This window comes from Bradyrhizobium sp. B097 (assembly GCF_038957035.1).
In the GTDB taxonomy this organism is placed as follows: domain Bacteria; phylum Pseudomonadota; class Alphaproteobacteria; order Rhizobiales; family Xanthobacteraceae; genus Bradyrhizobium.
On record NZ_CP152412.1, the window covers coordinates 2585850 to 2610396 of the forward strand.

Annotated in this window: 22 protein-coding genes; 13 read left to right on the forward strand and 9 right to left on the reverse strand. The window is 65.7% G+C overall.

Going from position 1 to position 24547, the window contains the following annotated elements; all coding sequences use genetic code 11:
- Positions 1-178: 178 nt before the first annotated feature.
- The 4 genes from mobB (at position 179) to AAFG07_RS12025 (ending at position 3391) form a co-directional block, all read left to right on the forward strand.
- Positions 179-706: a molybdopterin-guanine dinucleotide biosynthesis protein B gene (gene mobB / locus AAFG07_RS12010; protein WP_342727447.1), complete on the forward strand. Its 528-nt coding sequence runs from the start codon at positions 179-181 to the stop codon at positions 704-706.
- A 56-nt stretch (positions 707-762) separates the two neighbouring features.
- On the forward strand, positions 763-1032 hold the full coding sequence (locus tag AAFG07_RS12015) for a sulfurtransferase TusA family protein (RefSeq protein WP_342727448.1): 270 nt from the start codon (positions 763-765) through the stop codon (positions 1030-1032).
- A 335-nt stretch (positions 1033-1367) separates the two neighbouring features.
- On the forward strand, positions 1368-3023 hold the full coding sequence (locus AAFG07_RS12020) for an OFA family MFS transporter (protein ID WP_342727449.1): 1656 nt from the start codon (positions 1368-1370) through the stop codon (positions 3021-3023).
- A gap of 89 nt (positions 3024-3112) precedes the next feature.
- A complete protein-coding gene (locus AAFG07_RS12025; protein WP_342727451.1) occupies positions 3113-3391 on the forward strand; it encodes a hypothetical protein in 279 nt (92 codons plus the stop codon).
- A gap of 311 nt (positions 3392-3702) precedes the next feature.
- On the opposite strand, the gene lon is transcribed toward AAFG07_RS12025, so the two are convergent.
- The 3 genes from lon to corA all read right to left on the reverse strand — a co-directional run bounded on the left by lon (position 3703) and on the right by corA (position 7693).
- Entirely contained in the window at positions 3703-6078 is a 2376-nt protein-coding gene (gene lon, locus AAFG07_RS12030) for an endopeptidase La (RefSeq protein WP_342727452.1), read from the reverse strand.
- A gap of 11 nt (positions 6079-6089) precedes the next feature.
- Positions 6090-6497 (reverse strand): Hsp20/alpha crystallin family protein, encoded by a 408-nt coding sequence (locus AAFG07_RS12035; RefSeq protein ID WP_342727453.1) that lies wholly within the window; start codon positions 6495-6497, stop codon positions 6090-6092.
- 179 nt (positions 6498-6676) lie between these two features.
- The gene (gene corA, locus AAFG07_RS12040) at positions 6677-7693 is read right to left on the reverse strand and encodes a magnesium/cobalt transporter CorA (protein WP_342727454.1); all 1017 of its coding nucleotides are present in this window, start codon (positions 7691-7693) and stop codon (positions 6677-6679) included.
- A 265-nt stretch (positions 7694-7958) separates the two neighbouring features.
- Between corA and AAFG07_RS12045 the strand changes: the two genes are divergently transcribed.
- The gene (locus tag AAFG07_RS12045; protein WP_342727455.1) at positions 7959-8234 is read left to right on the forward strand and encodes a hypothetical protein; all 276 of its coding nucleotides are present in this window, start codon (positions 7959-7961) and stop codon (positions 8232-8234) included.
- A gap of 1 nt (position 8235) precedes the next feature.
- Entirely contained in the window at positions 8236-8427 is a 192-nt protein-coding gene (locus AAFG07_RS12050; protein WP_342727456.1) for a hypothetical protein, read from the forward strand.
- On the opposite strand, the gene AAFG07_RS12055 is transcribed toward AAFG07_RS12050, so the two are convergent.
- From AAFG07_RS12055 to AAFG07_RS12080, 6 genes are all read right to left on the reverse strand, one after another.
- On the reverse strand, positions 8397-9158 hold the full coding sequence (locus AAFG07_RS12055; protein ID WP_342727457.1) for a slipin family protein: 762 nt from the start codon (positions 9156-9158) through the stop codon (positions 8397-8399). The genes AAFG07_RS12050 and AAFG07_RS12055 overlap by 31 nt on opposite strands.
- The gene (locus AAFG07_RS12060; RefSeq protein WP_342727458.1) at positions 9155-10543 is read right to left on the reverse strand and encodes a nodulation protein NfeD; all 1389 of its coding nucleotides are present in this window, start codon (positions 10541-10543) and stop codon (positions 9155-9157) included. The genes AAFG07_RS12055 and AAFG07_RS12060 overlap by 4 nt, the downstream gene beginning before the upstream one ends.
- A 118-nt stretch (positions 10544-10661) precedes the next feature.
- Positions 10662-11603, reverse strand: coding sequence for a 4-hydroxy-tetrahydrodipicolinate synthase (dapA, locus tag AAFG07_RS12065; RefSeq protein WP_342727459.1), 942 nt, complete (start codon positions 11601-11603; stop codon positions 10662-10664).
- A 9-nt stretch (positions 11604-11612) separates the two neighbouring features.
- Positions 11613-11867, reverse strand: coding sequence for a hypothetical protein (locus tag AAFG07_RS12070; protein WP_342712537.1), 255 nt, complete (start codon positions 11865-11867; stop codon positions 11613-11615).
- A 111-nt stretch (positions 11868-11978) separates the two neighbouring features.
- Positions 11979-12254: a hypothetical protein gene (locus AAFG07_RS12075; protein WP_342712536.1), complete on the reverse strand. Its 276-nt coding sequence runs from the start codon at positions 12252-12254 to the stop codon at positions 11979-11981.
- 13 nt (positions 12255-12267) lie between these two features.
- The gene (locus AAFG07_RS12080; RefSeq protein ID WP_342727460.1) at positions 12268-12732 is read right to left on the reverse strand and encodes a hypothetical protein; all 465 of its coding nucleotides are present in this window, start codon (positions 12730-12732) and stop codon (positions 12268-12270) included.
- A gap of 580 nt (positions 12733-13312) precedes the next feature.
- Between AAFG07_RS12080 and AAFG07_RS12085 the strand changes: the two genes are divergently transcribed.
- The 7 genes from AAFG07_RS12085 to ligD all read left to right on the forward strand — a co-directional run bounded on the left by AAFG07_RS12085 (position 13313) and on the right by ligD (position 24471).
- Positions 13313-13402, forward strand: a complete 90-nt coding sequence (locus tag AAFG07_RS12085) for a K(+)-transporting ATPase subunit F (protein ID WP_016846764.1) — start codon at positions 13313-13315, stop codon at positions 13400-13402.
- 119 nt (positions 13403-13521) lie between these two features.
- Positions 13522-15225: a potassium-transporting ATPase subunit KdpA gene (kdpA, locus tag AAFG07_RS12090; protein ID WP_342727461.1), complete on the forward strand. Its 1704-nt coding sequence runs from the start codon at positions 13522-13524 to the stop codon at positions 15223-15225.
- Between the two features lie 24 nt (positions 15226-15249).
- A complete protein-coding gene (gene kdpB / locus AAFG07_RS12095; RefSeq protein ID WP_342727462.1) occupies positions 15250-17361 on the forward strand; it encodes a potassium-transporting ATPase subunit KdpB in 2112 nt (703 codons plus the stop codon).
- Between the two features lie 116 nt (positions 17362-17477).
- A complete protein-coding gene (locus AAFG07_RS12100) occupies positions 17478-18083 on the forward strand; it encodes a K(+)-transporting ATPase subunit C (RefSeq protein ID WP_342727463.1) in 606 nt (201 codons plus the stop codon).
- Between the two features lie 39 nt (positions 18084-18122).
- Positions 18123-20834, forward strand: coding sequence for a sensor histidine kinase KdpD (locus AAFG07_RS12105; RefSeq protein ID WP_342727464.1), 2712 nt, complete (start codon positions 18123-18125; stop codon positions 20832-20834).
- On the forward strand, positions 20831-21520 hold the full coding sequence (locus AAFG07_RS12110) for a response regulator transcription factor (RefSeq protein WP_342727465.1): 690 nt from the start codon (positions 20831-20833) through the stop codon (positions 21518-21520). Before AAFG07_RS12105 ends, AAFG07_RS12110 begins: the two co-directional genes overlap by 4 nt.
- A 314-nt stretch (positions 21521-21834) precedes the next feature.
- On the forward strand, positions 21835-24471 hold the full coding sequence (gene ligD / locus AAFG07_RS12115) for a DNA ligase D (protein WP_342727466.1): 2637 nt from the start codon (positions 21835-21837) through the stop codon (positions 24469-24471).
- The last annotated feature ends 76 nt before the right edge of the window (positions 24472-24547 follow it).

Sequence of the window (24547 nt, forward strand, 5' to 3'; positions counted from 1 at the left end):
GCCCTTATGGGGTCCCCTGGCCGCGTTCGCGCTGCCGTGGGCGCAGCTGCTCCAGGGGTTTCCGAAGGCGATCCCCTTGGGGCCCTGATCGATCGCCATCCGCCGGCGGGGCTGGCATGACATTGCGTCAAGGCTGATATAAGCAGCACTGGACGTTATATGTCTGCGGAGATTGCGTATGAAAGTGATAGGCCTCGCGGGCTGGAGCGGAGCCGGCAAGACCACCCTGCTGTCGCGGGTGATCCCCTATCTGCTTGGCCGGGCCTTGCGCGTCTCCGTGATCAAGCACGCCCATCATGAATTCGATGTCGACATTCCCGGCAAGGACTCCTGGGTGCACCGGCAGGCCGGCGCGACCGAGGTGCTGGTGTCCTCGACCCGGCGCTGGGCGCTGATGCACGAGCTGCGCGGCGCCAGTGAGCCGCGACTGCCGGAACTGCTCGCCAAGATGGCGCGGGTCGATCTGGTGGTCGTCGAGGGCTTCAAGCGCGAGCCGGTCAACAAGATCGAGGTGTATCGCGCCGCCAACGGCAAGCCGCTGCTGTTCCCCGACGACCCCCGCGTGGTCGGGATCGCCAGCGACGTCGCGGTCGAAACCGGGCTGCCGGTCGCGCATCTCGACGACATCGAGGACGTCGCCGAATTGATGCTGCGCTCCGCCATTCCGGTCGACGACGTGCTCGCTTCGGCCGCGGCGGAAAGCTGACAGGGTGAGAAGGTGCCGCCGTTGACGATGCATGACGGCTTCGCCATGGTCGAACCATGACCACGATAAAGCTCGACCTCACCGGCCTGAAATGCCCGCTGCCCGCGCTGAAGACGCGCAAGGCCCTGAAGAGCGTGACGGCGGGAGACTGCCTCGAAGTGCACTGCACCGACCCGCTTTCGGTGATCGATATCCCGGCCCTCATCCAGGAGACCGGCGACAGGGTCGAGATCACCGAACGAAGCGACGTCCGGATCGTTTTCCTGATCGAGAAGGCGAATGGAACGATAGATAATTCAAATGCTGCAGCGCCGCGTACGCGCTAGATCCGGCTTGATATCTACCTTTTGCCAATCGACACCTATTTTCCATTCTGCGCGAATTGATAATCTCCTCCCGGGTTGCGGAGATGGAGCTGTGCCCGGATCTGGGCACAGCGACAGACAACGGCCGGCCTGCGTCCGGATCAGGGACGGCAGGGCCGGGCATATCGGGTCGTATTGGGGGTTAGCATTTGCGGAATGCGCGTGGTTGGTCCCGGCGCATCGAGGAAATGTGCGGAGCAGCCGCCTGACGGTGGCCGCAAAGGGCTGAGACCGGGGCTGAGACGGGATCGAAGACGCAGACGCGCCTGACAACGGCGGCTGCAGGGGAGGAGTCAATGACCACAGTGAGCAGCGCCGCGCGCGTATCCGCGGCAGGCGCAGGTTTCCTCGACAAGGACCACACGATCGCGACCGCCGGCTTCAACCGCTGGCTGGTGCCGCCGGCCGCGCTGTGCATCCATCTGTGCATCGGCATGGCCTACGGCTTCTCGGTGTTCTGGTTGCCGCTGTCGCGCGCGATCGGGCTGACCGCGCCGAAGGCATGCCCGGACATTTCGCTGGCGCAGGAATTGTTCACGACGAGTTGCGACTGGAAGGTCGCGAGCCTCGGGTGGATGTATACGCTGTTCTTCGTGCTGCTCGGCGTCTCGGCCGCGATCTGGGGCGGCTGGCTTGAGAAGGTCGGTCCGCGCAAGGCCGGCTTCGTCGCGGCGCTGTGCTGGGCCGGCGGCCTCGTGATCGGCGCGCTGGGTGTCTACACGCATCAGCTCTGGCTGATGTGGCTTGGCTCCGGCGTGATCGGCGGTGTCGGCCTCGGTCTCGGCTACATCTCGCCGGTGTCGACGCTGGTGAAATGGTTCCCCGATCGCCGCGGCATGGCGACCGGCATGGCGATCATGGGCTTCGGCGGCGGCGCGATGATCGGCGCCCCGCTGGCCGACAAGCTGATGAGCTATTTCAAGACCCCGACCTCGGTCGGCGTCTGGGAAACCTTCCTCGCCATGGGCGCGATCTATTTCGTGTTCATGATGATTGGTGCCTTCCGCTATCGCATTCCGCCGGCCGGCTGGCAGCCCGAGGGCTGGACACCGCCGGCCAAGGCCAACGCGATGATCTCGACCAAGAACGTCCATCTGAAGGATGCGCACAAAACGCCGCAGTTCTGGCTGATCTGGGGGGTACTCTGCCTCAACGTGTCGGCCGGCATTGGCGTGATCGGCATGGCCTCGCCGATGTTGCAAGAGATCTTTGCGGGCAAGCTGATCGGCCTGCCCAATGTCGGCTTCAACGCGCTCGATGCTGGACAGAAGGCGCAGATCGCGGCGATCGCCGCCGGCTTTGCCGGATTGCTGTCGCTATTCAACATCGGCGGCCGTTTCTTCTGGGCGTCGCTGTCGGACAAGATCGGCCGCAAGAACACCTACTACACGTTCTTCATCCTCGGCATCGCGCTCTACGCGCTGGCGCCGACCTTTGCCGCGATGGGCTCGAAGCTCCTGTTTGTGCTCGGCTTCGGCATCATCCTGTCGATGTATGGTGGCGGCTTCGCCACGGTGCCGGCCTATCTCGCCGACATGTTCGGCACCCAGTTCGTCGGCGCGATCCATGGCCGCCTGCTGACGGCGTGGTCGACCGCCGGCATCATCGGCCCGGTCGTGGTGAACTACATCCGTGAATTCCAGCTTGCCGCCGGCGTGCCGCGCGACCAGCTCTACAACACGACGATGTACATCCTGTGCGCCATGCTGATCGCGGGACTGATCTGCAACTACCTGATCAAGCCGGTCGATTCGAAGTGGCACATGAGCGACGCCGAGGTCGCCAAGCTGCAGGATGCGAGCGTCAGCGCGGCTGCGGCCGGACCGCACGGTTCCTACGGGATCGGGTTTGGCGGGCTCGACGCCAAGGCGGCCCTGTTCTGGCTGTTCGTCGGTATTCCGCTGGCCTGGGGCATCTACATGACGCTGCTCAGCGCGGTCAAAATCCTCTGATCGCGACCATCATCGCCGCGGGCCGCCGATTCCCGGTGCCCGCGGCATTCGCTCTATTTCATGAACAGAAATCGGATTGGGGGATTTCAATGTTTCGCACCCGGATTTGCCTTGCCGCCGCGCTGCTCGCCCTGGGACTGCATGCCGCGTCGGCCCAGACCGCGGCGCCGGCAGCACCAGCACCGGCCGCCACCACCACGGCCAAGCCGTCGAAGATCAAGCTGACGATGGAGAAATTGAAGGCGATGAAGGAGCAGTGGCGGGCCAACAAGCCCAAGCTCAAGGCCTGCCGCAAAGAGGTGAAGCAGAAGGGACTGACCGGCGATGACCGCTGGTTCTATATCTCGGACTGCATGGCCAAGAGCTAAGGCCCGCACCGACGTGAATGCGTCGAGCATGAAGTTGAGAGAGCGCGCCGCGCGGTACCCCTCTCCCTAACCCTCCCCCGCAAGGGGGGAGGGAACCCCTCCGCCGGTGATTCCCTTACGTTCGGCTCGATGTTGGGCGTTAGCGCTGCGAGATGGTGGCCGCGCGAACAAACCAATCATTGTCGTCCATCCATTGATCCAATGAGGCCATCTGCGTGTGAGGTAAGCACGCTGATCGGGCTCCCTCCCCCCTTGCGGGGGAGGGTTGGGGAGAGGGGTAAGCCCAGGGCGCGATGCTCGATGCGAAGCAATCACTCCGCCGCGGCGGGGGTCGCCTTGGCGGGCTCCAGCGCCGCGGCGATCGCCTCGTCGACGCGCTCCAGCCAGATGAACTCGAGCTTGGCGCGGGCGCCGGCAGGGATGTCGTCGTAGTCGCGCTTGTTGCGCGCCGGCAGCATCACCCGCGTCAGGCCCGCAGCCGCGGCGGCGACCACCTTCTCCTTGATGCCGCCGACCGGCAGCACGAGGCCGCGCAGCGAGATCTCGCCGGTCATCGCGGTGTCGCTGCGCACGGTGCGATCGGTCAGCAGCGAGGTGAGGGCGGTGAACATCGCGACACCCGCGCTCGGGCCGTCCTTGGGCGTGGCGCCGGCGGGAACGTGGACGTGGATGTCGCTCTTCTCGAACACTGCGGGATCGATACCGAGCTGGGACGCCCGGCTCTTCACCAGTGTCAGCGCGGCCTGCACGCTCTCGCGCATCACGTCGCCGAGCTGGCCGGTGATCATCAACGCGCCGCGGCCCGGCGTGCGCGAGGCCTCGATGAACAGGATGTCGCCGCCGACCGGCGTCCAGGCAAGCCCGGTGGCAACGCCGGGGATGCTGGTGCGCATCGCGATCTCGTTCTCGAACCTGGGCTGGCCGAGCAGCGAGACGATGTCCTTCGGTGCGATCGTGACATGGCTGGTGCTGCCGTCGGCGATCTGCACCGCGACGTTGCGCAGCACCTTGCCGATCTCGCGCTCCAGGTTGCGGACGCCGGCCTCGCGGGTGTAGCTCTTGATGATCAGCCGCAGCGCGTCCGGATCGATCTCGACCTGCTCGGCCTTGATCCCGTTGGCCTCGAGCTGGCGGCGCACCAGATAGCGCTTGGCGATCTCGAGCTTCTCGTCCTCGGTGTAGCCGGGGAGGCTGATCAGCTCCATGCGGTCGAGCAGCGGGCCGGGGACGCCGTCGAGCATGTTGGCGGTGGCGATGAAGACGACGCGCGAGAGGTCGAACGGCACGCCGAGGTAATTGTCGCGGAAGGTCGAGTTCTGCTCGGGGTCGAGCACTTCGAGCATCGCGGCCGACGGATCGCCCTGGATGCCGCGGCCCATCTTGTCGATCTCGTCCAGCATCATCACGCAATTGCGCGCGCCGGCCTTCTTGATCGCCTGGATGATGTTGCCGGGCAGCGCGCCGATATAGGTGCGGCGATGGCCGCGGATCTCGGCCTCGTCATGCACGCCGCCGAGCGAGACACGAACGAACGGCCGCGACATCGCGCGCGCGATCGATTGGCCGAGCGAGGTCTTGCCGACGCCGGGCGGCCCGAGGAAGCAGAGGATCGGCGCCTTGCCGCCGGGCGCGAGCTTGCGCACCGCGAGATATTCGATGATGCGGCTCTTGATCTTCTCCAGCCCATAATGGTCCTGGTCGAGGATCTTGCGCGCTTCGGCGATGTCGATCGGCTTCTCCTCCGGAAGGCTCCAGGGCAGGTCGATCAGCCAGTCGAGATAGCTGCGCACCATGCCGGACTCGGCCGCCGCCTCCGGCATCCGCTCGTAGCGGCGCAATTCCTTCTGCGCCTGGCTCTCGGCCTCCGGCGGCATCTTGGCTTCTGCAATCGCCTTGGTCAGCTCGGCAACCTCGGCGGCCTTGCCGTCGCCTTCGCCGAGCTGGCGCTGGATGGTCGCCATCTGCTCGCGCAGGATCGCCTCACGCTGCCGCTCGTCGAACACCGCCTTGGTCTTCTGCCCGATCTCCTGGCTCAGCCTGAGCACCTCGATGCGCTCGGCGAGATGCCGCGAGACCTTGTCCATCCGCGCCACGAGATCGACGGTTTCCAGGATGTCCTGCTTCTCCGCCGGCTTGATGTCCATGTAGGAGGTCGCAAGATCAGCCAGTGTCGCCGGCGAGGTCGTGCCCTGCAGCGCGGCGATCAATTCGGGCGGCGTCTGCGGCAGCAATTGCGCGGCCTCCAGCGCCTGGCGCTGCAGATTGAGGAAGCGCGCCTCGATCTCCGGCGAGGTGGTGGTCGGCTCGGGGATCTGCAGCACGCGCGCCGCCAGGAACGGCGTGCCGGGCAGATAGTCGAGCACGCGCATGCGCTGCACGCCCTGGCAGACCAGGTGGTGGCTGTCGTCGGCCCCGGTGATGTAGCGCACGATGTTGGCGACGGTGCCGACGCGGTAGAGCCCGTCGGGGCCGGGATCGTTGGCCTCGGGATTGCGCTGCAGCAGGATGCCGATCGGCCGCTGCTCGCGCACTGCCTGCTGGGCGGCGGCAATCGAAGTCGCGCGCGCGATCGTGATCGGGATGATGACGTCCGGAAACAGCACGGTGTTGCGCACCGGGACGATGATCGTTGCGTCGCTCGGGATCGGCGCCGAATTGACCGGGCCTGAAGCGTCTGAAGCAGCCATGTCGAAATCCCTCAGCTCGATTTTCCGAGCCGCAGGCCGACGCAGCCATGCGCGGCAAAACGGCTGATGGTGTAGCGGCCGGTCGGCAGCGTGATGCGGCGCTCGAAGCGGCCCTGCGGCAGCTCGAGGCGCAGGATGCGGGCGCTGCGGAGTTCAGCGGGCAGGATGCGGCGGCCGGAGATCACCAGCGTGCCGCCGTCGAGCGCGGCCTCGACCTCGTCGGGATCGACCCCCGGCAGCGCGACCAGGATCAGGATCTCCTCCTCGGTCTCGATCACGTCCATCGGTGGTTCCCAGCTCGGCTCGCTGCCGCCCGCGCTGGGCTGCAAATTGAGGAAGCTCTGGTGCAACCGCTCGGCGCGGGCGAGCGCCTCGATCGCATCCGTCAGCATCCAGTTGATCTGATCCTTGGGCCGCATGGGCACTCTCCACGTCGCATTGGGAGGCGACGTTACCGGTCTTGCAGCCGACCGTAAACCGGCTCCTCGCGCCGCCGGTCGAGGGTAAAATTGTCCGAAATCCCGCGATTTGCGGCAGGGCGCGCGATGCGCCGCCGCACTCTGCCGGGACCGGAATGGCTCGATGTTCGGAACGCCGCCTACAGCCAACCGGAACGCCTGAATCGCCAGAACAGCCCGGCGCATGCAGCCAGCATCAGGCCCATCACGACGAAATAGCTGTACTCCCATTGTAGCTCCGGTATGTACTTGAAATTCATACCGTAGATACCGGCGACGGCGGTCGGCACCGCAACAATCGCCAGCCACGAGGCGAGCTTCTTGGAGATCGCCGTTTCCTGCGCCTGACCGACCAGCAGGCTTGCTTCAAACGCAAAGGCGAGCACCTCGCGCAGCGAGTCGATCCGTTCCTGAATGGTGCGGACGTGATCCGTGACGTCGCGGAACAACGGCCGCATCGTGACGCGCACCATCGGCAGATCGTCGCGCTCCAGCCTGCGGCAGACCTCCACCAACGGTCCGATCGCATTGCGCAGCCGGAGCAGGTCCCGCCTCAGCAGATAGAGCCGCTCGATCTGCGCCCGCGTCATCGCGCTCGCCAGCACCTCCGCCTCCATCGCCTCGACCTCGTCCTGGATCGTCTCGAGCACCGGCGAGTAGTTGTCGACGATGAAATCGAGAATGGCGTAGAGGATGTAGTCCTCGCCCCGGGCAAGCGCGCGCGGGCAACTCTCGCAGCGCTCCCTGACCGGCGTGTAGGACGTCGAGGCGCCGTGTCGGACCGAGACGATGTATCCCTCGCCGACGAACAGATGCGTCTCGCCGAACGCGATGCTTTCACCGTCGAGCTGCGCGGTGCGGGCCACGATGAACAGCGCGTCGCCGTATTGCTCGATCTTCGGCCGCTGATGCGCGTGATCCGCATCCTCGATCGCGAGGTCGTGCAGCTGGAATTGCCGCTGCAGGCTGCTGAGTATTGCCATATCGGGTTCGTGCAGGCCGATCCACACCACGTGATCCGGCTTGTTGCGCCAGCTCGCGGCCTCATCGATCGCGATATTGGCGACCCGTCGTCCCTCGACGTAGACGCCTGCCGCGATGACGCCATCGGAGTGGACGGGCCCGGCGGTTGCGACAGTTGGCGATGCGAGGTTCATGATCTCCACCCTCGACGCGGTTATCGAAATCCGCTTGACGACAATTCACGATCAAAAGGCTAGCACCGAATGGCCGCTGGTCAACACGCGCGGGTCCGTCCTGTTCCGACGGTCCGGGGGCGCCCCGTCACAGCAGGCGGCGCGGCCGGTCTTTATACGGCGCCTATGCCGCACCGCGGCGGGTCCTCTCGAATTCCTACGGCCTTCCCAGCATCTTCTGGCGTGAGGCGGTGCGTTCGCGCGCCGCCTACCAGGAAGGCGGAACATGACCTTGCTCCATGTACACGATGTCCGGCCGCACGGTTCGGCCGGTGCCATGCCGGCGACGCTGCGGCGGACCATCCGGCGGATCGGTCTTGCGTTCAGGACCATCCACCGCGCCATTGCCGCCGCCAAGATCCATCGGCTGCGCAATGAGCTGCTGCTGCATCGCGGCCATGAAGACTGGGCGCGCGCCCATCTCCATGTCGGCATGCTCGGCGGCGATGCCGAGAAATATCCGCGCCCACCGGTCGTGCTCGGCGAGAAGTGGGACTATTGAGATGCGCGCAGCTTCATTCATCGCGGCCCTGCTGCGCCGCGTCGCGGAAGGGATGCTCAAATTCCTCGCCTGGATCGGCGAGGAGCCGATCAGCGGCTACCGGCCCGAGGCGCATTACATGCGTGGTCCGGGTCCGGCGTGGCGGGCCAAGCATCAGCCGGGTCAGGTGGCTTCGCTTCGCCGCGTCAGGTGATCGAGCAGGTTCATCGGGAGCGGGAAGACCACGGTCGAGGAGCGTTCGCCGGCGATGTCATGCAGCGCCGCGAAATAGCGGAGCTGCATCGCCTGCGGCTCCTGGGCAAGGATCCGGCCGGCCTCGACCAGCTTCTCGGCGGCCTGCTGCTCGCCCATCGCGTTGATCACCTTGGCGCGCCGCAGCCGTTCCGCCTCGGCCTGCTTGGCGATCGCCCGCACCATGGTTTCGTTGAGATCGATATCCTTGATCTCGACCGCGGTGACCTTGATGCCCCAGACGTCGGTCTGCTTGTCGAGGGTCTCCTGGATATCGGCGTTCAATTTGTCGCGTTCCGCCAGCATCTCGTCGAGCTCGTGCTTGCCGAGGACCGAGCGCAGCGTGGTCTGGGCAAGCTGGCTGGTCGCAGCCATGTAGTCGCCGACCTTGATGATGGCGCGCTCGGGGTCGACGATGCGGAAGTAGAGGACGGCGTTGACCTTGACCGAGACGTTGTCGCGGGAAATCACATCCTGCGGCGGCACCACCTGCACCATCACCCTGAGGTCGACCTTCACGATCTGCTGCACCACCGGAATCAGGATGATGAGTCCCGGGCCCTTCACCCCGGTAAAGCGGCCGAGCGTGAAGATGACGCCGCGCTCGTATTCGCGCAGGACGCGCACGGCCTGGGTCAGGAAGATGATGACAAGCAGGACGACCGCCGCATAGGTGAAATAATCAAGCATCATGCTGTACCTCCTTCGCCGGCGGAAGCCGGCGCACGCCGTACCACCAGCGTCAAATCGACGATGTTGGCCACCTCGACCGTCTCTCCGGTCTTGAACGCCTCGGTGCTGCGCGCCTGCCAGCGTTCGCCATTGGTAAAGACGTGACCTGATGTCTCGGACCAGTCGAGCACCTCGGCCGGTAGCCCGCGCATGGCTTGCGCACCTGTCCGGAGCGGACCGCTGCGCGCGCGGCGCAGCGCCCCGAGTACGACCAGAATGAGGCCTGCGAACATCGCTGCGACGATGCCGATGAGCGACCATGACAGGTGGTATCCGGGCGCCTCGATCCGGAACAGCATGGCGGCTCCCAGCACAAAGGCGACGATGCCTCCGAGGCCGATCACGACGGTCGGGTTGAAGGCTTCGATCGCGAGCAGCGCCATCCCGACCAGCATCAAGGCGAAGCCGGCGTAGTTGATCGGCAGCATGTTGAGCGCGTAGAGGCCGAGCAGCAGGCAGATCGTGCCGACAACTCCGGGCGCCACGGCACCGGGGGACATGAATTCGAAGATCAGGCCGTAGATGCCGACCATCAGGAGAACGAATGCGATGTTGGGGTCGGTAATGACCGCGAGCACGCGCGAGAGCCACGTGGGATCGATGGCTTCGATCATGGCATCGTTGGTCGCCAGCCGTTGTGTCTTGCCGCCGGCAAGCTCCACCGTCCGGCCGTCGACCTGCTTGAGCAGGTCGGCCGGATCATGCGCGGTGAACTCGATGACATGGGCCTGCAACGCGGCGTTGGCGGAGAGGGTGGCGGCGTCACGGACCGCCTTCTCGGCCCAGTCGGCATTGCGGCCGCGCAGCTCGGCGAGGCTGCGGATGAAGGCAACGGCATCGTTCGTCACCTTCGCCGTCATGGTATCCTTGGTCGTGGACGGGTTGCCGCCGTCCTTCTGGTCCTTGCCGTCCTTGTCCGGGGTGCTGCCCGGCAGACCCGGCATCGGGCCGCCGATCTGCACCGGCGTCGCGGCGCCGATATTGGTGCCGGGCGCCATGGCTGCGAGATGGGTCGCATAGAGAATGTAGGTCCCGGCGCTCGCGGCATGTGCGCCGGAGGGCGCAACATAGCCGACGACAGGAACGGGCGAGGCCAGCACGTCGGTGATGATCTCGCGCATGCTGGTGTTGAGACCGCCCGGCGTATTCAGGCGCAGAATGACGATCTCGGCGTGCCGCTCGGCCGCCTTCGCCAGGCCGTCCTTGACGTAGCTGGCCGATGCCGGCCCGATCGCTCCGTCGATTGAAATGGTCAGGGCAAGACGGTTGTTGTCCGCGGCCGTACCGGGACCAATGGAAACAACCAGAGCGATCGCCACAACGAGAGCCGCCTTGAAGGTCTGCACGGCAAGCACTCCCTTGCCGTGGATATGGGATGCCGTTCCGGAACCTCAATATGGCGCGGTGTCACGGACGTGTGGGCTGATTCCATTGTGCGTTGCGATGGCCTGCGTTGTGGCGCGCTCAGTGCGCGACGGCCAGATATTGGTCGGCGATTTCGGTCATCGCCTGCGCGATCTCGGCCTTTGCCGGTCCGTTGAGCTGAACGATCGGCAGCCGCGTCGCCAGCTGCATGAACCCCAGCAGCGCCAGTGCGAATTTCAGGGCGGCGGGGTGCTCGCGCTCCAGCAGCGTCGCGAGCGGCACCAGCCGCTGATGCAGCTCGCGCGCCTGATACAACCGGCCTTCACGCAGATGCCGAGCCACTGCCACGCACAGATCGGGTGCGACGTTCGAGATCGACGAGATGCAGCCATCGCCGCCGGCGGCCATATAGGCGAGCGACATGGTGTCGTCGCCGGTCAGCATCCGGAATGTCGCCGGCAGACGTGGACGCAGGCGCCTGAGGCGGGCGACATCGCTGCTGCCGTCCCGCAGTCCGATGAAACGCGGCGATGCTGCGAGCTCAACCAGCGTCTCGTCCGCCAGCCCTTTCACCGTCCGCGCGGGAATATCGTGCAGGATCACGGGCAGTGTCGTGGCCGCGGCGACGGCGCGGAAATGCGCGGCCATGCCCTGCGGCATCGGCTTGTTGTAATACGGCACGACCGACATGATGGCATCGGCGCCGGCCGCTTCCGCCGCGCGCGTGAACGTGACGGCACGATCGGTCGCGTTCGATCCGGCGCCTGCGATGATGCGGACCCGCTTGCGCGCGACACGGGCCGCGATGCGAACCAGCTGCGCGCGCTCCGCAGGCTCCAGCGTCGAGCTTTCACCCGCGGTCTCGCCGACCACGAGCGCCAAGGCGCCGGCCGCGATCTGGCGCTCGCACAGCCGGCCGAACGCATCAGTGTCGAGTTCGTCCCGGTGGTTGAAGGGGGTCGGAAGGTCGGGGATGAAGCCCGACAGCCATGTCGCTGAATCCGCTTTCGCAACCGTCTTCGCAATGACCTTCGCAGTCATGGGGGTGGCTCAGGCCACGCGGCTGGCGGGGAGGGGCACGGTCTCGCCGCGCATATCGAGCTCGAGCTCGCGCGACAGCTCGACGATCATTTCGGGGTGCTGGCCGTTCTCGAACAGCGCGTATTTGACAGCCTGGGCGCGGTTGACGAACAGGCCGCCATAGAGGCCGTTCTGCTGCTGGGCGACCCACTGGCCGCGGTGGTTGCGGCCGATGAAGACAATGGTGGACACAGCGCTACACGAGGGAGGTTCGACGAGTTTCACGATTGTAGTCCTTCAGATGGAAGTCACGCGTTCAATGTCTGTTTTGCGGGATATGAAATCGAGCGCGGAGGACGGCCGACTTCATAGGAGCGGCATAGGATTTGAGGGGGCTTAGATGTGCTGGACGATGCCGGTGCCGAGCGCGCACAGCGCGACATAGGCGGTCATCTCGTCCCAGTGATTGAGATTTGCGGCGAACGGCATCTCGCGCTTGACGAGGCCGGCGAGCGCGCAGATCAGCGCCGACATCCACAATAGCGTGACGAGGCCCCTGCCGAAGCCCGCGCCGGCGAACACGGCAAAGCCGATCATGATGGCAAGCCGGAAGCCGAACCGGACCATCACCTGGACCGACTGCAGCTGCCGCGGCAGTTGTTTTGCGTTCACGATGGCGCTGCCATCAGCCGATATTGTCGACGAACAAAGGCTCGTAGAGCGAGCTGATGCCGCGACGGACGGTGGGCACGCTGGTGCGGTTCTCGGGCGCCACGATCCGCTGCGCCTCGACGAAGGCGCTGAGGATCGCGAGCGCGAGATCCGCATGGTGGGACTCGATCGACTGGTCGAGCCAGTCGGGCAGCTCGCGTTCGCGCGACAATGCGCAGTGCCACTCGCCCTCGTCATAGACCAGGCGGCGGATCTGCCATTGCGGCAGCTCGAGATCGAGCAGCGCGATCGCAGCATCAGTCCAGGCGCCGGACTGGATCAGGCGCTCGACACGGGAGGTCTTGCCGCTCTGTCCGGCCGACGGAAAGCGCCGGCAGGTCTGGCTGATGATGTCGGCCATGAACTCGGCGGTGACTGTATAGGCATCGCGCAGCCGGTCGCCGAGATCGGTGGAGGTGTTTTGGGATAGCACGGACATGGCGTCATCTCGTCTTGCGCGCGGCTCAAGGTATTGACCGCAGGCCCAAAATGGCCGGATAGCCATTTGAAAACGAGATGAGGCGAGGGGTGGAGATATAGGGATTCCATAAAGATGGAACGGACCCCTTCACCCTCCCCTGGAGGGGGAGGGTCGCTTTACATCGCGTCAGCGATGCGAAGCGGGGTGGGGTGACGGTCCCTCCGCGTCTGACAGCGCCCGTGCTGAGAGGTCACCCCGTTTCGCATTCCGCTTCGCTCCATGCGAACCGATCCTCCCCCTCCAGCGGAGGGTGAAGCAGTACGCATCTTCGGGGCGATGTGGTGCAGGACGACGACGGAAAGCGGATCGGCGCTTATAGGATTCCTATAACGTCCTTATGCATCACATCTCGAAAACCTATGCCCCGGATGGCACCTCACGGTCATCCGGCGCGGAGCGCTTATACGGTCGTTCCGCGCCCCTCGGATGCATAGGAGTCTCTCATGATGGACATTCTCATGGCGGCGCTCGCGATCGGCTTCTTCGCGGCCGGTATCGGCTACGCCTACGCCTGCGAACGGCTTTAAGGGAGGCGGCGATGATCTTCGATTACTCGCTCGCCGGCCTCGTCTCGCTCGGCCTGCTGTTCTACCTCACCTACGCATTGCTGCGGCCCGAACGCTTCTAGGCGGCCCGCGATGTCAGCGCTTTGCACAATACTGTTGGCCGACGCGGTGCTGACCGGGCTGTTGCTCGGCATGTTCGCGTCGCTGCTGCGCTTCGCACCCATTCGAAAGGTTTGACGCAATGACCGTCATCGGCTGGATTCAAATTATTCTGTTCTGCGCCATCGTGGTCGCGCTGGTCAAACCGCTCGGCTGGTACATGACCCGCGTGTTCAACGGCGAGCACACCTTCCTCTCACCCGTACTGCGCTCGGTCGAGCGCGGCATCTACTGGGTCGGTGGCGTCGACGAGCGGCGCGAGCAGCACTGGCTGACCTACACCGTCGCCATGCTGCTGTTCCATGTCGGCGGCTTCGCCATCATCTACGGCCTGATGCGGCTGCAAGCGGTGCTGCCGTTCAACCCGGCCGGCCAGACGGCGGTTGCCGAGGATCTCTCCTTCAACACCGCGATCTCCTTCATCACCAACACCAACTGGCAGAACTACGGCGGCGAGAGCACGCTGTCCTATCTGGTCCAGATGCTGGGCCTGACCCACCAGAACTTCCTGTCGGCCGCGACCGGCATCGCGCTGGCGCTGGCGCTGATCCGCGGCTTCACCCGCTCGTCGATGCGCACGGTCGGCAATTTCTGGGTCGATGTCACGCGCTGCACGCTTTACGTGCTGCTGCCGATTTGCATCGTCTATGCGCTGTTCCTGGTCTGGCAGGGCATGCCGCAGACGCTCGGCGCCTATGTCGACGCCACCACGCTGGAGGGCGGCAAGCAGACCATCGCGCTCGGTCCCGTGGCTTCGCAGGTGGCGATCAAGATGCTCGGCACCAATGGCGGCGGCTTCTTCAACGCCAACGCCGCGCATCCGTTCGAGAACCCGACCGCGCTGTCGAACCTGGTGCAGATGATCTCGATCTTCGCGCTCGGCGCTGCGCTGACCAACGTGTTCGGCCGCATGGTCGGCAATGAGCGCCAGGGCTGGGCGATCCTGGCCGTGATGGGCATTCTGTTCGTCGCCGGCGTCACCGTCACCTACTGGGCGGAAGCCAACGGCACCTCGGCGTTGCAGGCATTGGGTCTCACCGGCGGCAACATGGAGGGCAAGGAGGTCCGCTTCGGCATCGTCGCCTCCTCGCTGTTTGCCGTGATCACCACAGCCGCGTCCTGCGGCGCGGTCAACGCCATGCATGACAGCTTCACCGCGCTCGGCGGCATGATCCCGCTGATCAACATGCAACTCGGCGAAATCATCGTCGGCGGCGTCGGCGCCGGCTTCTACGGCATGCTGCTGTTCGTCGTGCTGGCGATCTTCGTCGCCGGCCTGATGGTCGGCCGCACCCCGGAATATGTCGGCAAGAAGATCGAGGCGCGCGAGGTCAAGATGGCGATGCTCGCGATCCTGGTGCTGCCGCTGATGTATCTCGGCTGGACCGCGGTCGGCGTCGTGCTGCCGTCGGCGGTGGCCTCGATGGCCAATGCCGGCCCGCACGGCTTCACCGAGGTGCTTTATGCCTACACGTCCTCGACCGGCAACAACGGTTCGGCCTTCGCGGGTCTGTCCGGCAACACCCTGTTTTACAATCTGACGCTCGCGTCTGCGATGTTCGTCGGCCGCTTCTTCATGATCGTGCCGGCGATGGCGATCGCGGGATCGCTGGTCGAGAAGAAGTCGATCCCGGCCTCGGCGGGCACCTTCCCCACCACGGGCGGCCTGTTCGTCGGCCTCGTCATCGGCGTGATCCTGATCATCGGCGGCCTCACGTTCTTCCCGGCGCTCGCGCTCGGGCCGATCGTCGAGCACCTCGCCATGACCGCCAACACCCTGTTCTGATCGAATACGTCCGGAGTGACATCCATGGAAACCATGAAACTGCAGAAGCAGGTTACGGCGTCGAGCATGCTCGACCCGAAGATCCTGGTGCCGGCGATCTGGTCGGCTTTCGTCAAGCTCGATCCACGGCTGATGATGAAGAACCCCGTGATGTTCGTGGTGGAGGTGGTGGCCGCATTGACCACAATCATCTTCGTGCGCGACCTCGTCACCGGCAGCGCCAACCTCGGCTTCACCTTCCAGATCATCATCTGGCTCTGGTTCACGGTGCTGTTTGCCAACTTCGCCGAAGCCGTCGCCGAAGGGCGCGGCAAGGCGCAGGCGGAATCACTGAAGAAGACCCGCACCGAGAGCCAGGCCAAGCTGCTCACCGGCACCGACCGGACCTATCGCATGGTGCCCGGCACCTCGCTGAAGGTCGGCGATATCGTGCTGGTCGAGGCCGGCGACAACATCCCGTCCGACGGCGAGGTGATCGATGGCGTCGCCTCGGTCAACGAAGCCGCGATCACGGGTGAGTCCGCGCCTGTTATCCGCGAGTCCGGCGGCGACCGCTCGGCGGTCACCGGCGGCACCCAGGTGCTGTCCGACTGGATCCGCGTCCGCATCACCGCGGCGCAGGGCTCGACCTTCATCGACCGCATGATCAGGCTGGTGGAGGGTGCCGAGCGGCAGAAGACGCCGAACGAGATCGCGCTCAACATCCTGCTGGCGGGCCTCACCATCATCTTCGTGTTCGCGACGGTGACGATCCCGAGCTATGCGGCCTATGCCGGCGGCTCGATCTCGGTCGTGGTGCTGGTGGCGCTGTTCGTCACGCTGATCCCGACCACGATCGGCGCGCTGTTGTCGGCGATCGGCATCGCCGGCATGGACCGCCTGGTGCGCTTCAACGTGCTGGCGATGTCCGGCCGCGCGGTGGAAGCCGCCGGCGACGTCGATACGCTGCTCTTGGACAAGACCGGCACCATCACGCTCGGCAACCGCCAGGCAACCGCGTTCCGTCCGATCCGTGGCGTCACCGAGCAGGACCTTGCGGACGCGGCGCAGCTCGCCTCGCTCGCCGACGAAACGCCGGAGGGCCGCTCGATCGTGGTGCTGGCCAAGGAGAAGTACGGCATCCGCGGCCGCGACATGCACGAGCTTGCCGCGACCTTCGTGCCGTTCACGGCGCAGACCCGCATGAGCGGCATCGATGCCGGCACCTCGTCGGTCCGCAAGGGCGCGGTCGACGCCATCCTCGCCTATGTCGATGGCGGTTCGCCCCGCACGGTGGCGTCCGGCAACACCGTCCGCGCGGTCGCTGCGACAATGAGCGCTGAAGCGCGCGAGATCCAGGCGATTGCCGACGAGATCGCCAAGGCGGGCGGCACGCCGCTGGCGGTCGCCAAGGACGGCAAGCTGCTCGGCGTCGTGCACCTGAAGGACATCGTCAAGGGCGGCATCCGCGAGCGTTTTGCCGAATTGCGCCGCATGGGCATCCGCACCGTGATGATCACCGGCGACAACCCGATGACCGCGGCCGCGATCGCAGCCGAGGCCGGCGTCGATGACTTCCTGGCGCAGGCAACCCCCGAGGACAAGCTCAAGCTGATCCGCGACGAGCAGTCCAAGGGCAAGCTGGTCGCGATGTGCGGCGACGGCACCAACGACGCGCCGGCGCTTGCGCAGGCCGACGTCGGCGTCGCCATGAACACCGGCACCCAGGCGGCCCGCGAGGCCGGCAACATGGTCGACCTCGACTCCAACCCGACCAAGCTGATCGAGGTGGTCGAGATCGGCAAGCAGCTGCTGATGACCCGTGGCGCGCTGACCACGTTCTCGATCGCCAACGACGTCGCAAAGTACTTTGCGATCATCCCGGCGATGTTCCTCGCGTTCTATCCGCAGCTTCAGGTGCTGAATGTCATGCACCTGGCGAGCCCGCAAAGCGCGATCCTGTCGGCGATCATCTTCAACGCGCTGATCATCATCGCGCTGATTCCCCTGGCGCTGAAGGGCGTCAAGTATCGCGCCGTCGGTGCCGGCGCGCTGCTCAGCCGCAACCTGATGATCTACGGTCTCGGCGGCATCATCATCCCGTTCATCGGCATCAAGGCGATCGACCTCATCGTCGCCGCCCTGGGCCTTGCGTAACCCGTGAAGCGTCATTGCGAGGAGCGAAGCGACGAAGCAATCCATCGATCCGTTCTGCCGAACCGTGGATTGCTTCGCTTCGCTCGCAATGACGGCGTCAAACTAGGAGACCTACAATGCTTAGAGAAATCCGCCCCGCCATTCTCGTGCTGGTCCTGCTGACCGCGATCACGGGCCTCGCCTATCCGCTTGCCATCACCGGGATCGCCGGCGTCATCTTTCCGAAGCAGGCGCAGGGCAGCCTGATCGAGAAGGACGGCAAGGTGATCGGCTCCGCCCTGATCGGGCAGGAGTTCAAGGAGGATAAATACTTCCACGGCCGGCCGTCGGCGACGGTCGCGCCCGATCCGAACGATTCCACGAAGACCGTGCCGGCGCCCTACAACGCGGCCAATTCCGGCGGCTCCAACCTCGGTCCGACCAGCAAGGCGCTGAACGACCGGGTCAAGGAGGACGTCGAGAAGTTGAAGGCGGAGAATCCGACTGCCAGCGTGCCGGTCGATCTCGTCACCACCTCGGCCAGCGGCCTTGATCCCGACATCTCGCCGGACGCCGCGCTGTTCCAGGTGCCGCGGGTCGCCAAGGCGCGCAGCATGTCCGAGGACGCGGTGCGCGAGCTGGTGACGCAGAACACGCAGGGCCGCTTCGCCGGCATTGTCGGTGAGCCCCGCGTTAACGTTCTTGCGCTCAACCTGGCGCTCGACGCGGCAAAGGCGAAATAGGGGAGTAGGCCCGCTCTCGCAGGATGACTATATTGCGGTATGGCCAATCAGCGTGACCCCGATAAACGACCCTCGCCGGATGCGCTGCTGGAGGCGGCGCGCCGCGAGACCGATCGATCGGGGCGGCTGAAGATCTTCATCGGCGCCGCCCCCGGCGTCGGCAAGACCTACGAGATGCTCTCGAGCGCCCACGCCCGCCTCAAGGCGGGCGTCGACGTCGTGGTCGGCGTCGTCGAAACCCACGGGCGGGTGGAGACCGAGGCGCTGCTCAGGGGTCTCGAGGTGATACCGCGGAAGCGGCTGGCCTATCGCGACCAAACGCTCGAGGAGATGGACCTCGACGCGCTGATCGCGCGGCGGCCGCAGCTTGCGCTGGTCGACGAACTCGCCCACACCAACGCGCCGGGCAGCCGGCATCCCAAGCGCTATCTCGATGTCGAGGAGCTGCTGTCGCACGGCATCGACGTCTACACCGCGATCAACATCCAGCACATCGAGAGCCTCAACGACGTCGTCGCGCAGATCACCCATGTGCGGGTGCGCGAGACCGTGCCCGACTCGGTGGTCGATCGCGCCGATGCCATCGAGCTGATCGACCTCACGCCAGACGACCTGATCCAGCGGCTGAAGGAGGGCAAGGTCTATGTGCCCAAGCAGGCCGAGCGGGCGCTGGAGCACTATTTCTCGCCCGGCAATCTGACCGCGCTGCGTGAGCTGGCGCTGCGCCGTACCGCCGAGCGGGTCGACGAGCAGCTGCTCACCCACATGCAGGCCAATGCGATCCAGGGTCCCTGGGCCGCCGGCGAGCGTATCCTGGTCTGCCTGAGCGAGGATCCGCGCGCGGCCGGGCTCGTGCGCTACACCAAGCGCCTGGCCGACCGGCTGCATGCGCAATGGACCGCCGTCAGCATCGAGACGCGGCGCAGCCTGCAACTGAATGACGAGCAGCGCGACCGGCTTTCCGACACCATGCGGCTCGCGGAATCGCTCGGCGGCGAGGCGCTGACCCTTCCCGGCGTCGGCCGCCGCATCGCCGACGACGTCATCAATTTCGCCCAGGCCAACAACGTCACCCAGATCATCATCGGCAAGTCGACGCGTTCGCGCTGGTTCGAGCTGACGCACGGCTCGGTGGTGCACGACCTGGTGCGCCGCGCCGGCAATATCAGCGTCAACGTGATCGCCGGCGACGAGCTGCCGGTCGGCAAGGCGGCGGTGCAGACCGCGCAGCGGCAGGAGCCGTTCAACCCGCGGCCCTATCTGATGGCGCTGCTGCTGACGGCGATCGGGCTCGGCGCGGCCAAGCTGATCCAGCCGTTCTTCGGCATCGAGAATGTCGACCTCGTGTTCATCACTGCGGTGGTCGGCGCAGCGGCGCGCTACGGCCTGTGGCCGTCGCTCTTGGCCAGCGTCGCGGCCTCGCTGTGCTACAATTTCTTCTTCCTGCCGCCGGTCTATACCTTCACCATCACCGACCCGACCAATGTCGCGGCGTTCTTCTTCTTCATGCTGATCGCGCTTTTGGTCTCCAACGTCGCGGCGCGGGTGCGCGTCCAGGCCGACACCGCGATCGGCCGGGTCCGCACCACCGAGTCGCTCTATGCCTTCAGCCGCAAGCTCGCCGGCACCGCGACGCTCGACGATGTGCTGTGGGCGACCGCCTACCAGATCGCCCTGATGCTGAAGGTGCGCGTGGTGCTGCTGCTGCCGGAGGGCGGGATGCTGACCGTCAAGAGCGGTTATCCGCCGGAGGACCAGCTCGATCAGGCCGATCTCGCCGCCGCCAACTGGGCCTGGGGCAACGATCGCCCGGCCGGCCGCGGCTCGGACACGCTGCCGGGCGGCAAGCGATTGTTCCTGCCGATGCGCACCGGCCGCGGCCCGATCGGCGTGATCGGCATCGACGACGACCGCACCGGGCCGCTGTTGACGCCGGACCAGCGCCGGCTGCTCGATGCGCTGGTCGACCAAGGGGCGCTGGCGATCGAGCGCGTGCTGCTGGTCGAGGACATGGATCGCGTCAAGCGCACGGTGGAATCCGACCGGTTGCGCGGTGCGCTCCTGACCTCGATCTCGCACGACCTCAAGACGCCGCTTGCCTCGGTGCTCGGCTCGGCCTCGGCGCTGCGCGATCTCGGCGCCAGCCTGAGCGATGCCCAGAAGCATGATCTGCTCGCGACCGTGATCGACGAGTCGGAGCGGTTGAATCGCTTCATCGCCAATCTCTTGGACATGACCAAGCTGGAATCCGGCGCGATCGTGCCGAACACCGCGCGGCACGACGTCGGCGAGATCGTCGGCAGCGCGCTGCGCCGTGCCGGCAAGATTTTGGTGCATCACCGGGTGTCGCTGGAGCTCGCGGCCGACCTGCCGATGCTGGAGCTCGACGCCGTGCTGTTCGAGCAGGTGCTGTTCAATCTGCTCGACAACGCCGCCAAATACGCCCCCTCGGACACCACGATCTCGATCCGCGGCGCGCGCGACCGCGACAGCATAGCGCTGCAGGTCCTCGATGAAGGCAACGGCATTCCGGCCGCCGAGCTCGAAAGCGTGTTCGACAAGTTCTATCGCGCCGAGAAGGGCGACCACGTCCGCCCCGGCACCGGCCTCGGGCTTGCGATCTCGCGCGGCTTCGTCGAGGCGATGCGCGGCACGATCGCGGCGGCTAACCGCTCCGACCGGAGCGGCGCCGTCATCACCATCCGCCTGCCTGTTACGGCCGACACCAACGCGCTGGACACTGCTGCATGAACGCGACGCCGATCAAGGTCCTGGTCATCGACGACGAGCCGCCGATCCGCAAGCTCTTGCGGATGGGGCTGAGCACGCAGGGCTACGACATCCTCGAAGCCTCTAACGGCAAGATCGCGCTGGAGATGCTGGGCGAGGGGCCGGCGCTGATCATCCTCGATCTCGGACTGCCCGACATCCAGGGCCACGACTTGCTGCGCATGATCCGCGGCCGGAACGAGAGCGTGCCGATCGTGGTGCTGTCGAGCCGCGGCGACGAGGCCGGCAAGGTGCAGGCGCTCGATCTCGGCGCCGACGACTATCTGACCAAGCCGTTCGGCATGGACGAATTGCTGGCGCGGCTGCGCGCGGCGCTGCGTCACCAGCTGCAGGTGCAGGGCGAGCGGCCGGTGTTCCGCTCCGGCGATCTGTCGGTCGATCTGGTGCGCCGGATCGTCAAGGTCGGCGACAAGGAGATCAAGCTGTCGCCGAAGGAATATGACCTGTTGCGCGTGCTGGTGCAGCATGCCGGCAAGGTGCTGACCCACCGCTTCTTGCTGAAGGAATTGTGGGACGAGCTGACCGACGCGCAATATCTGCGCGTCTATGTGCGCCAGCTCCGCCAGAAGATCGAGGCCGACTCCGAGCGTCCGCAATTCGTGCTGACCGAGACCGGCATCGGCTATCGGCTGCGCGCCGCGGATTAGCTCTCGCCGCTGTCGTGCCCCGCGAAGGCGGGGCATCCAGCGTGTAGCCCGGATGAGCGCAGCGATATCCGGGGTATCTCCCGCATGTCGCTGCGTTCATGCGGGCTACGCTCGTGCTGGTCGTTCGGCGATGTCACTTCCGTTGTCATGCCCGGGCTTGACCCGGGCATCCATCCATGACGCGGATGGCCGGCCATGACGCGTCGGTCAACTCATCCAAACAGCTTGAGTTTGGAACTTGAACGGATACCGTAGGTTTTGGTTCCTGACGGCCGCACGGTTGTGGCGGCGGGGGTTTGCGCCGAGGCCTGGATGTGTCGCTGAGAAATCTCACCACCTATCGCAAGAAGCGCGACTTCGAGAAGACCAATGAGCCGTCGGGCGACGTCAAGGTGGTGCCCGGCAAGCAGCGGCGGTTCGTGATCCAGAAGCACGACGCGACGCGGCTGCATTATGATTTCAGGCTGGAGTTCGATGGCGTCTTCAAGTCCTGGGCGGTGACGCGCGGACCCTCGCTCGACCCGCATGACAAGCGGCTCGCGGTCGAGGTCGAGGATCATCCGCTCGACTATGGCGACTTCGAAGGCACCATTCCGGAAGGCCAGTATGGCGGCGGCACGGTGCAACTCTGGGATCGCGGCACCTGGGAATCCGACGATCCCGAGCGCGGCTTCAAGAAGGGCGATCTGAAGTTCACGCTGCACGGCGACAAGCTGCACGGCAGCTGGGTGCTGGTGCGGATGAAGAACGACCGCTTCGGCGGCAAGCGCATCAACTGGCTGTTGATCAAGCACCGCGATGAATACGCCGTCGACGGCAATGGCGAGGCGATCCTCGACGAGGACCGCTCGGTCGCCTCCGGTCGCTCGATGGCAGAGATCGCGGCCGGCAAGGGCCGGGCGCCGAAGCCGTTCATGCTGGCGAAGGGCAACGGCAAGGCCAAGGCGACAATCAAGGCAGATGCGGTCTGGCAGTCCAATCACGGCATGGCCGCGGCGGCGCGCGCCAGGACCAAGGCGCCGGCGCCCCAAGAAAAATTGAAAGCGCAACTGAAGACGAGGCCGAAAGCGCAACCGAAGCAGGTGACGGAGATGCCGGACTTCGTCTCCCCGCAGCTCTGCGCCGCGGTCGAGAGTCCGCCCAATGGCGCGGGCTGGTGCCACGAGATCAAGTTCGACGGCTATCGCGTGCAGCTTCGCATCGAGGACGGCGAGGCCGTGGTGAAGACTCGCAAGGGACTCGACTGGACCGACAAGTTCAGCGCGATCGTGAAGGAGGCCGGCAAGCTGCCGGATGCGCTGGTCGACGGCGAGATCGTCGCGCTCGACGAGGGCGGCATGCCGCATTTCTCGACGCTGCAGGCCGCGCTGTCCGACGGCAAGACCGACCAGCTGATCTTCTACGCGTTCGACCTGCTGTTCGCGGGCAACGAGGATCTCCGGCCGCTGCCGCTCACCGAGCGCAAGGCGCGGCTGCAGGCGCTGCTCGCCGCACGCAAGGGCAAGCTGATCCGCTATGTCGAGCATTTCGAGGAGCGCGGCGACGCCGTGCTGGATTCCGCGCGCAAGCTCGGGCTGGAAGGCATCGTCTCCAAGCGGCTCGACGGCGCCTATCGCTCCGGCCGCTCCGACGACTGGACCAAGGCGAAAATCCGCGCCGGCCATGAGGTGGTGATCGGCGGCTGGAAGACCACCAACGGCAAATTCCGCTCGCTGATGGCGGGTGTCTATCGCGGCGACCATCTGGAGTTTGTCGGCATCGTCGGCACCGGCTTCGGCCAGGACACGGTTCGCCGCATCATGCCGGCGCTGAAGGCTGCGGCATCCAACACCAACCCGTTCGGCGGCAAGGACGCGCCGAAGAAGTCCCGCGACGTGCACTGGCTGAAGCCGGAGCTGGTCGCCGAGATCGAGTTCGCCGGTTGGACCGACGCCGGCAATATCCGCCAGGCGGCGTTCAAGGGCCTGCGCCAGGACAAGCCGGCGCATGAGGTCGAGGCCGAACGGCCGGTCGTAACCAGCGTGGTGAAGCCGATGGCGAAAGCAAAATCCAGCGCGGTCATGGGCGTCGCCATCTCCCACCCGGATAAGGCGTTGTGGCCGGATGCCGGCGACGGCGAGCCGGTGACCAAGCTCGATCTCGCCAATTACTTCGAGGCGGTCGGCGCATGGATGATCGGATATCTCAAGGGCCGGCCGTGCTCGATCGTGCGCGCGCCCGATGGCATCAAGGGCGAGACGTTCTTCCAGCGCCATGCGATGGCCGGTACGTCGAAGCTGCTGAAGCTCGCCAAGGTCTCCGGCGACCGCAAACCCTATCTGCAAATCGACCAGGTCGAGGGTCTGGCCGCGGTCGCGCAGCTCGGTGGCCTCGAACTGCATCCCTGGAATTGCGCGCCCGATGCCTATGACACGCCGGGCCGGCTGGTGTTCGATCTCGATCCCGCGCCCGACGTCGCGTTCTCCGACGTGGTCGACGCCGCCAAGGACATGCGCCAGCGGCTGATTGCGGTCGGTCTCGAGAGCTTCTGCAAGACCACCGGCGGCAAGGGCCTTCACGTCGTGGCGCCGCTGCTCTCAAGTCCGAAGGACAAGGTGACGTGGAAGGAAGCCAAGGCGTTTGCGCAAGGCATCTGCCAGTGGATGGCACAGGACGATCCCGAGCGCTATCTGATTAACATGTCGAAGGCCAAGCGTACCGGAAAGATCTTCCTCGACTATCTGCGCAACGACCGGCTCTCGACCGCGGTCGCGGTGCTGTCGCCGCGGGCGCGTCCGGGTGCGACGGTGTCGATGCCGCTGACTTGGGCCCAGGTGCGCGGCGACCTCGATCCGAAGAAATACACGGTGCGGTCGGTGCCGGCGCTGCTCGCCAAGAGCAAGGCGTGGGACGGCTATGAGGACGCGGCCTCGTCGATCAGGCCGGCGATGAAGAAGCTCGCGGCGCAGTAGCGTCCGTGAAGCTAGCATCCTCCGCTCGTCATACCCCGCGAAAGCGGGGTATCCAGTACGCCGCGGCCTGTCGGCT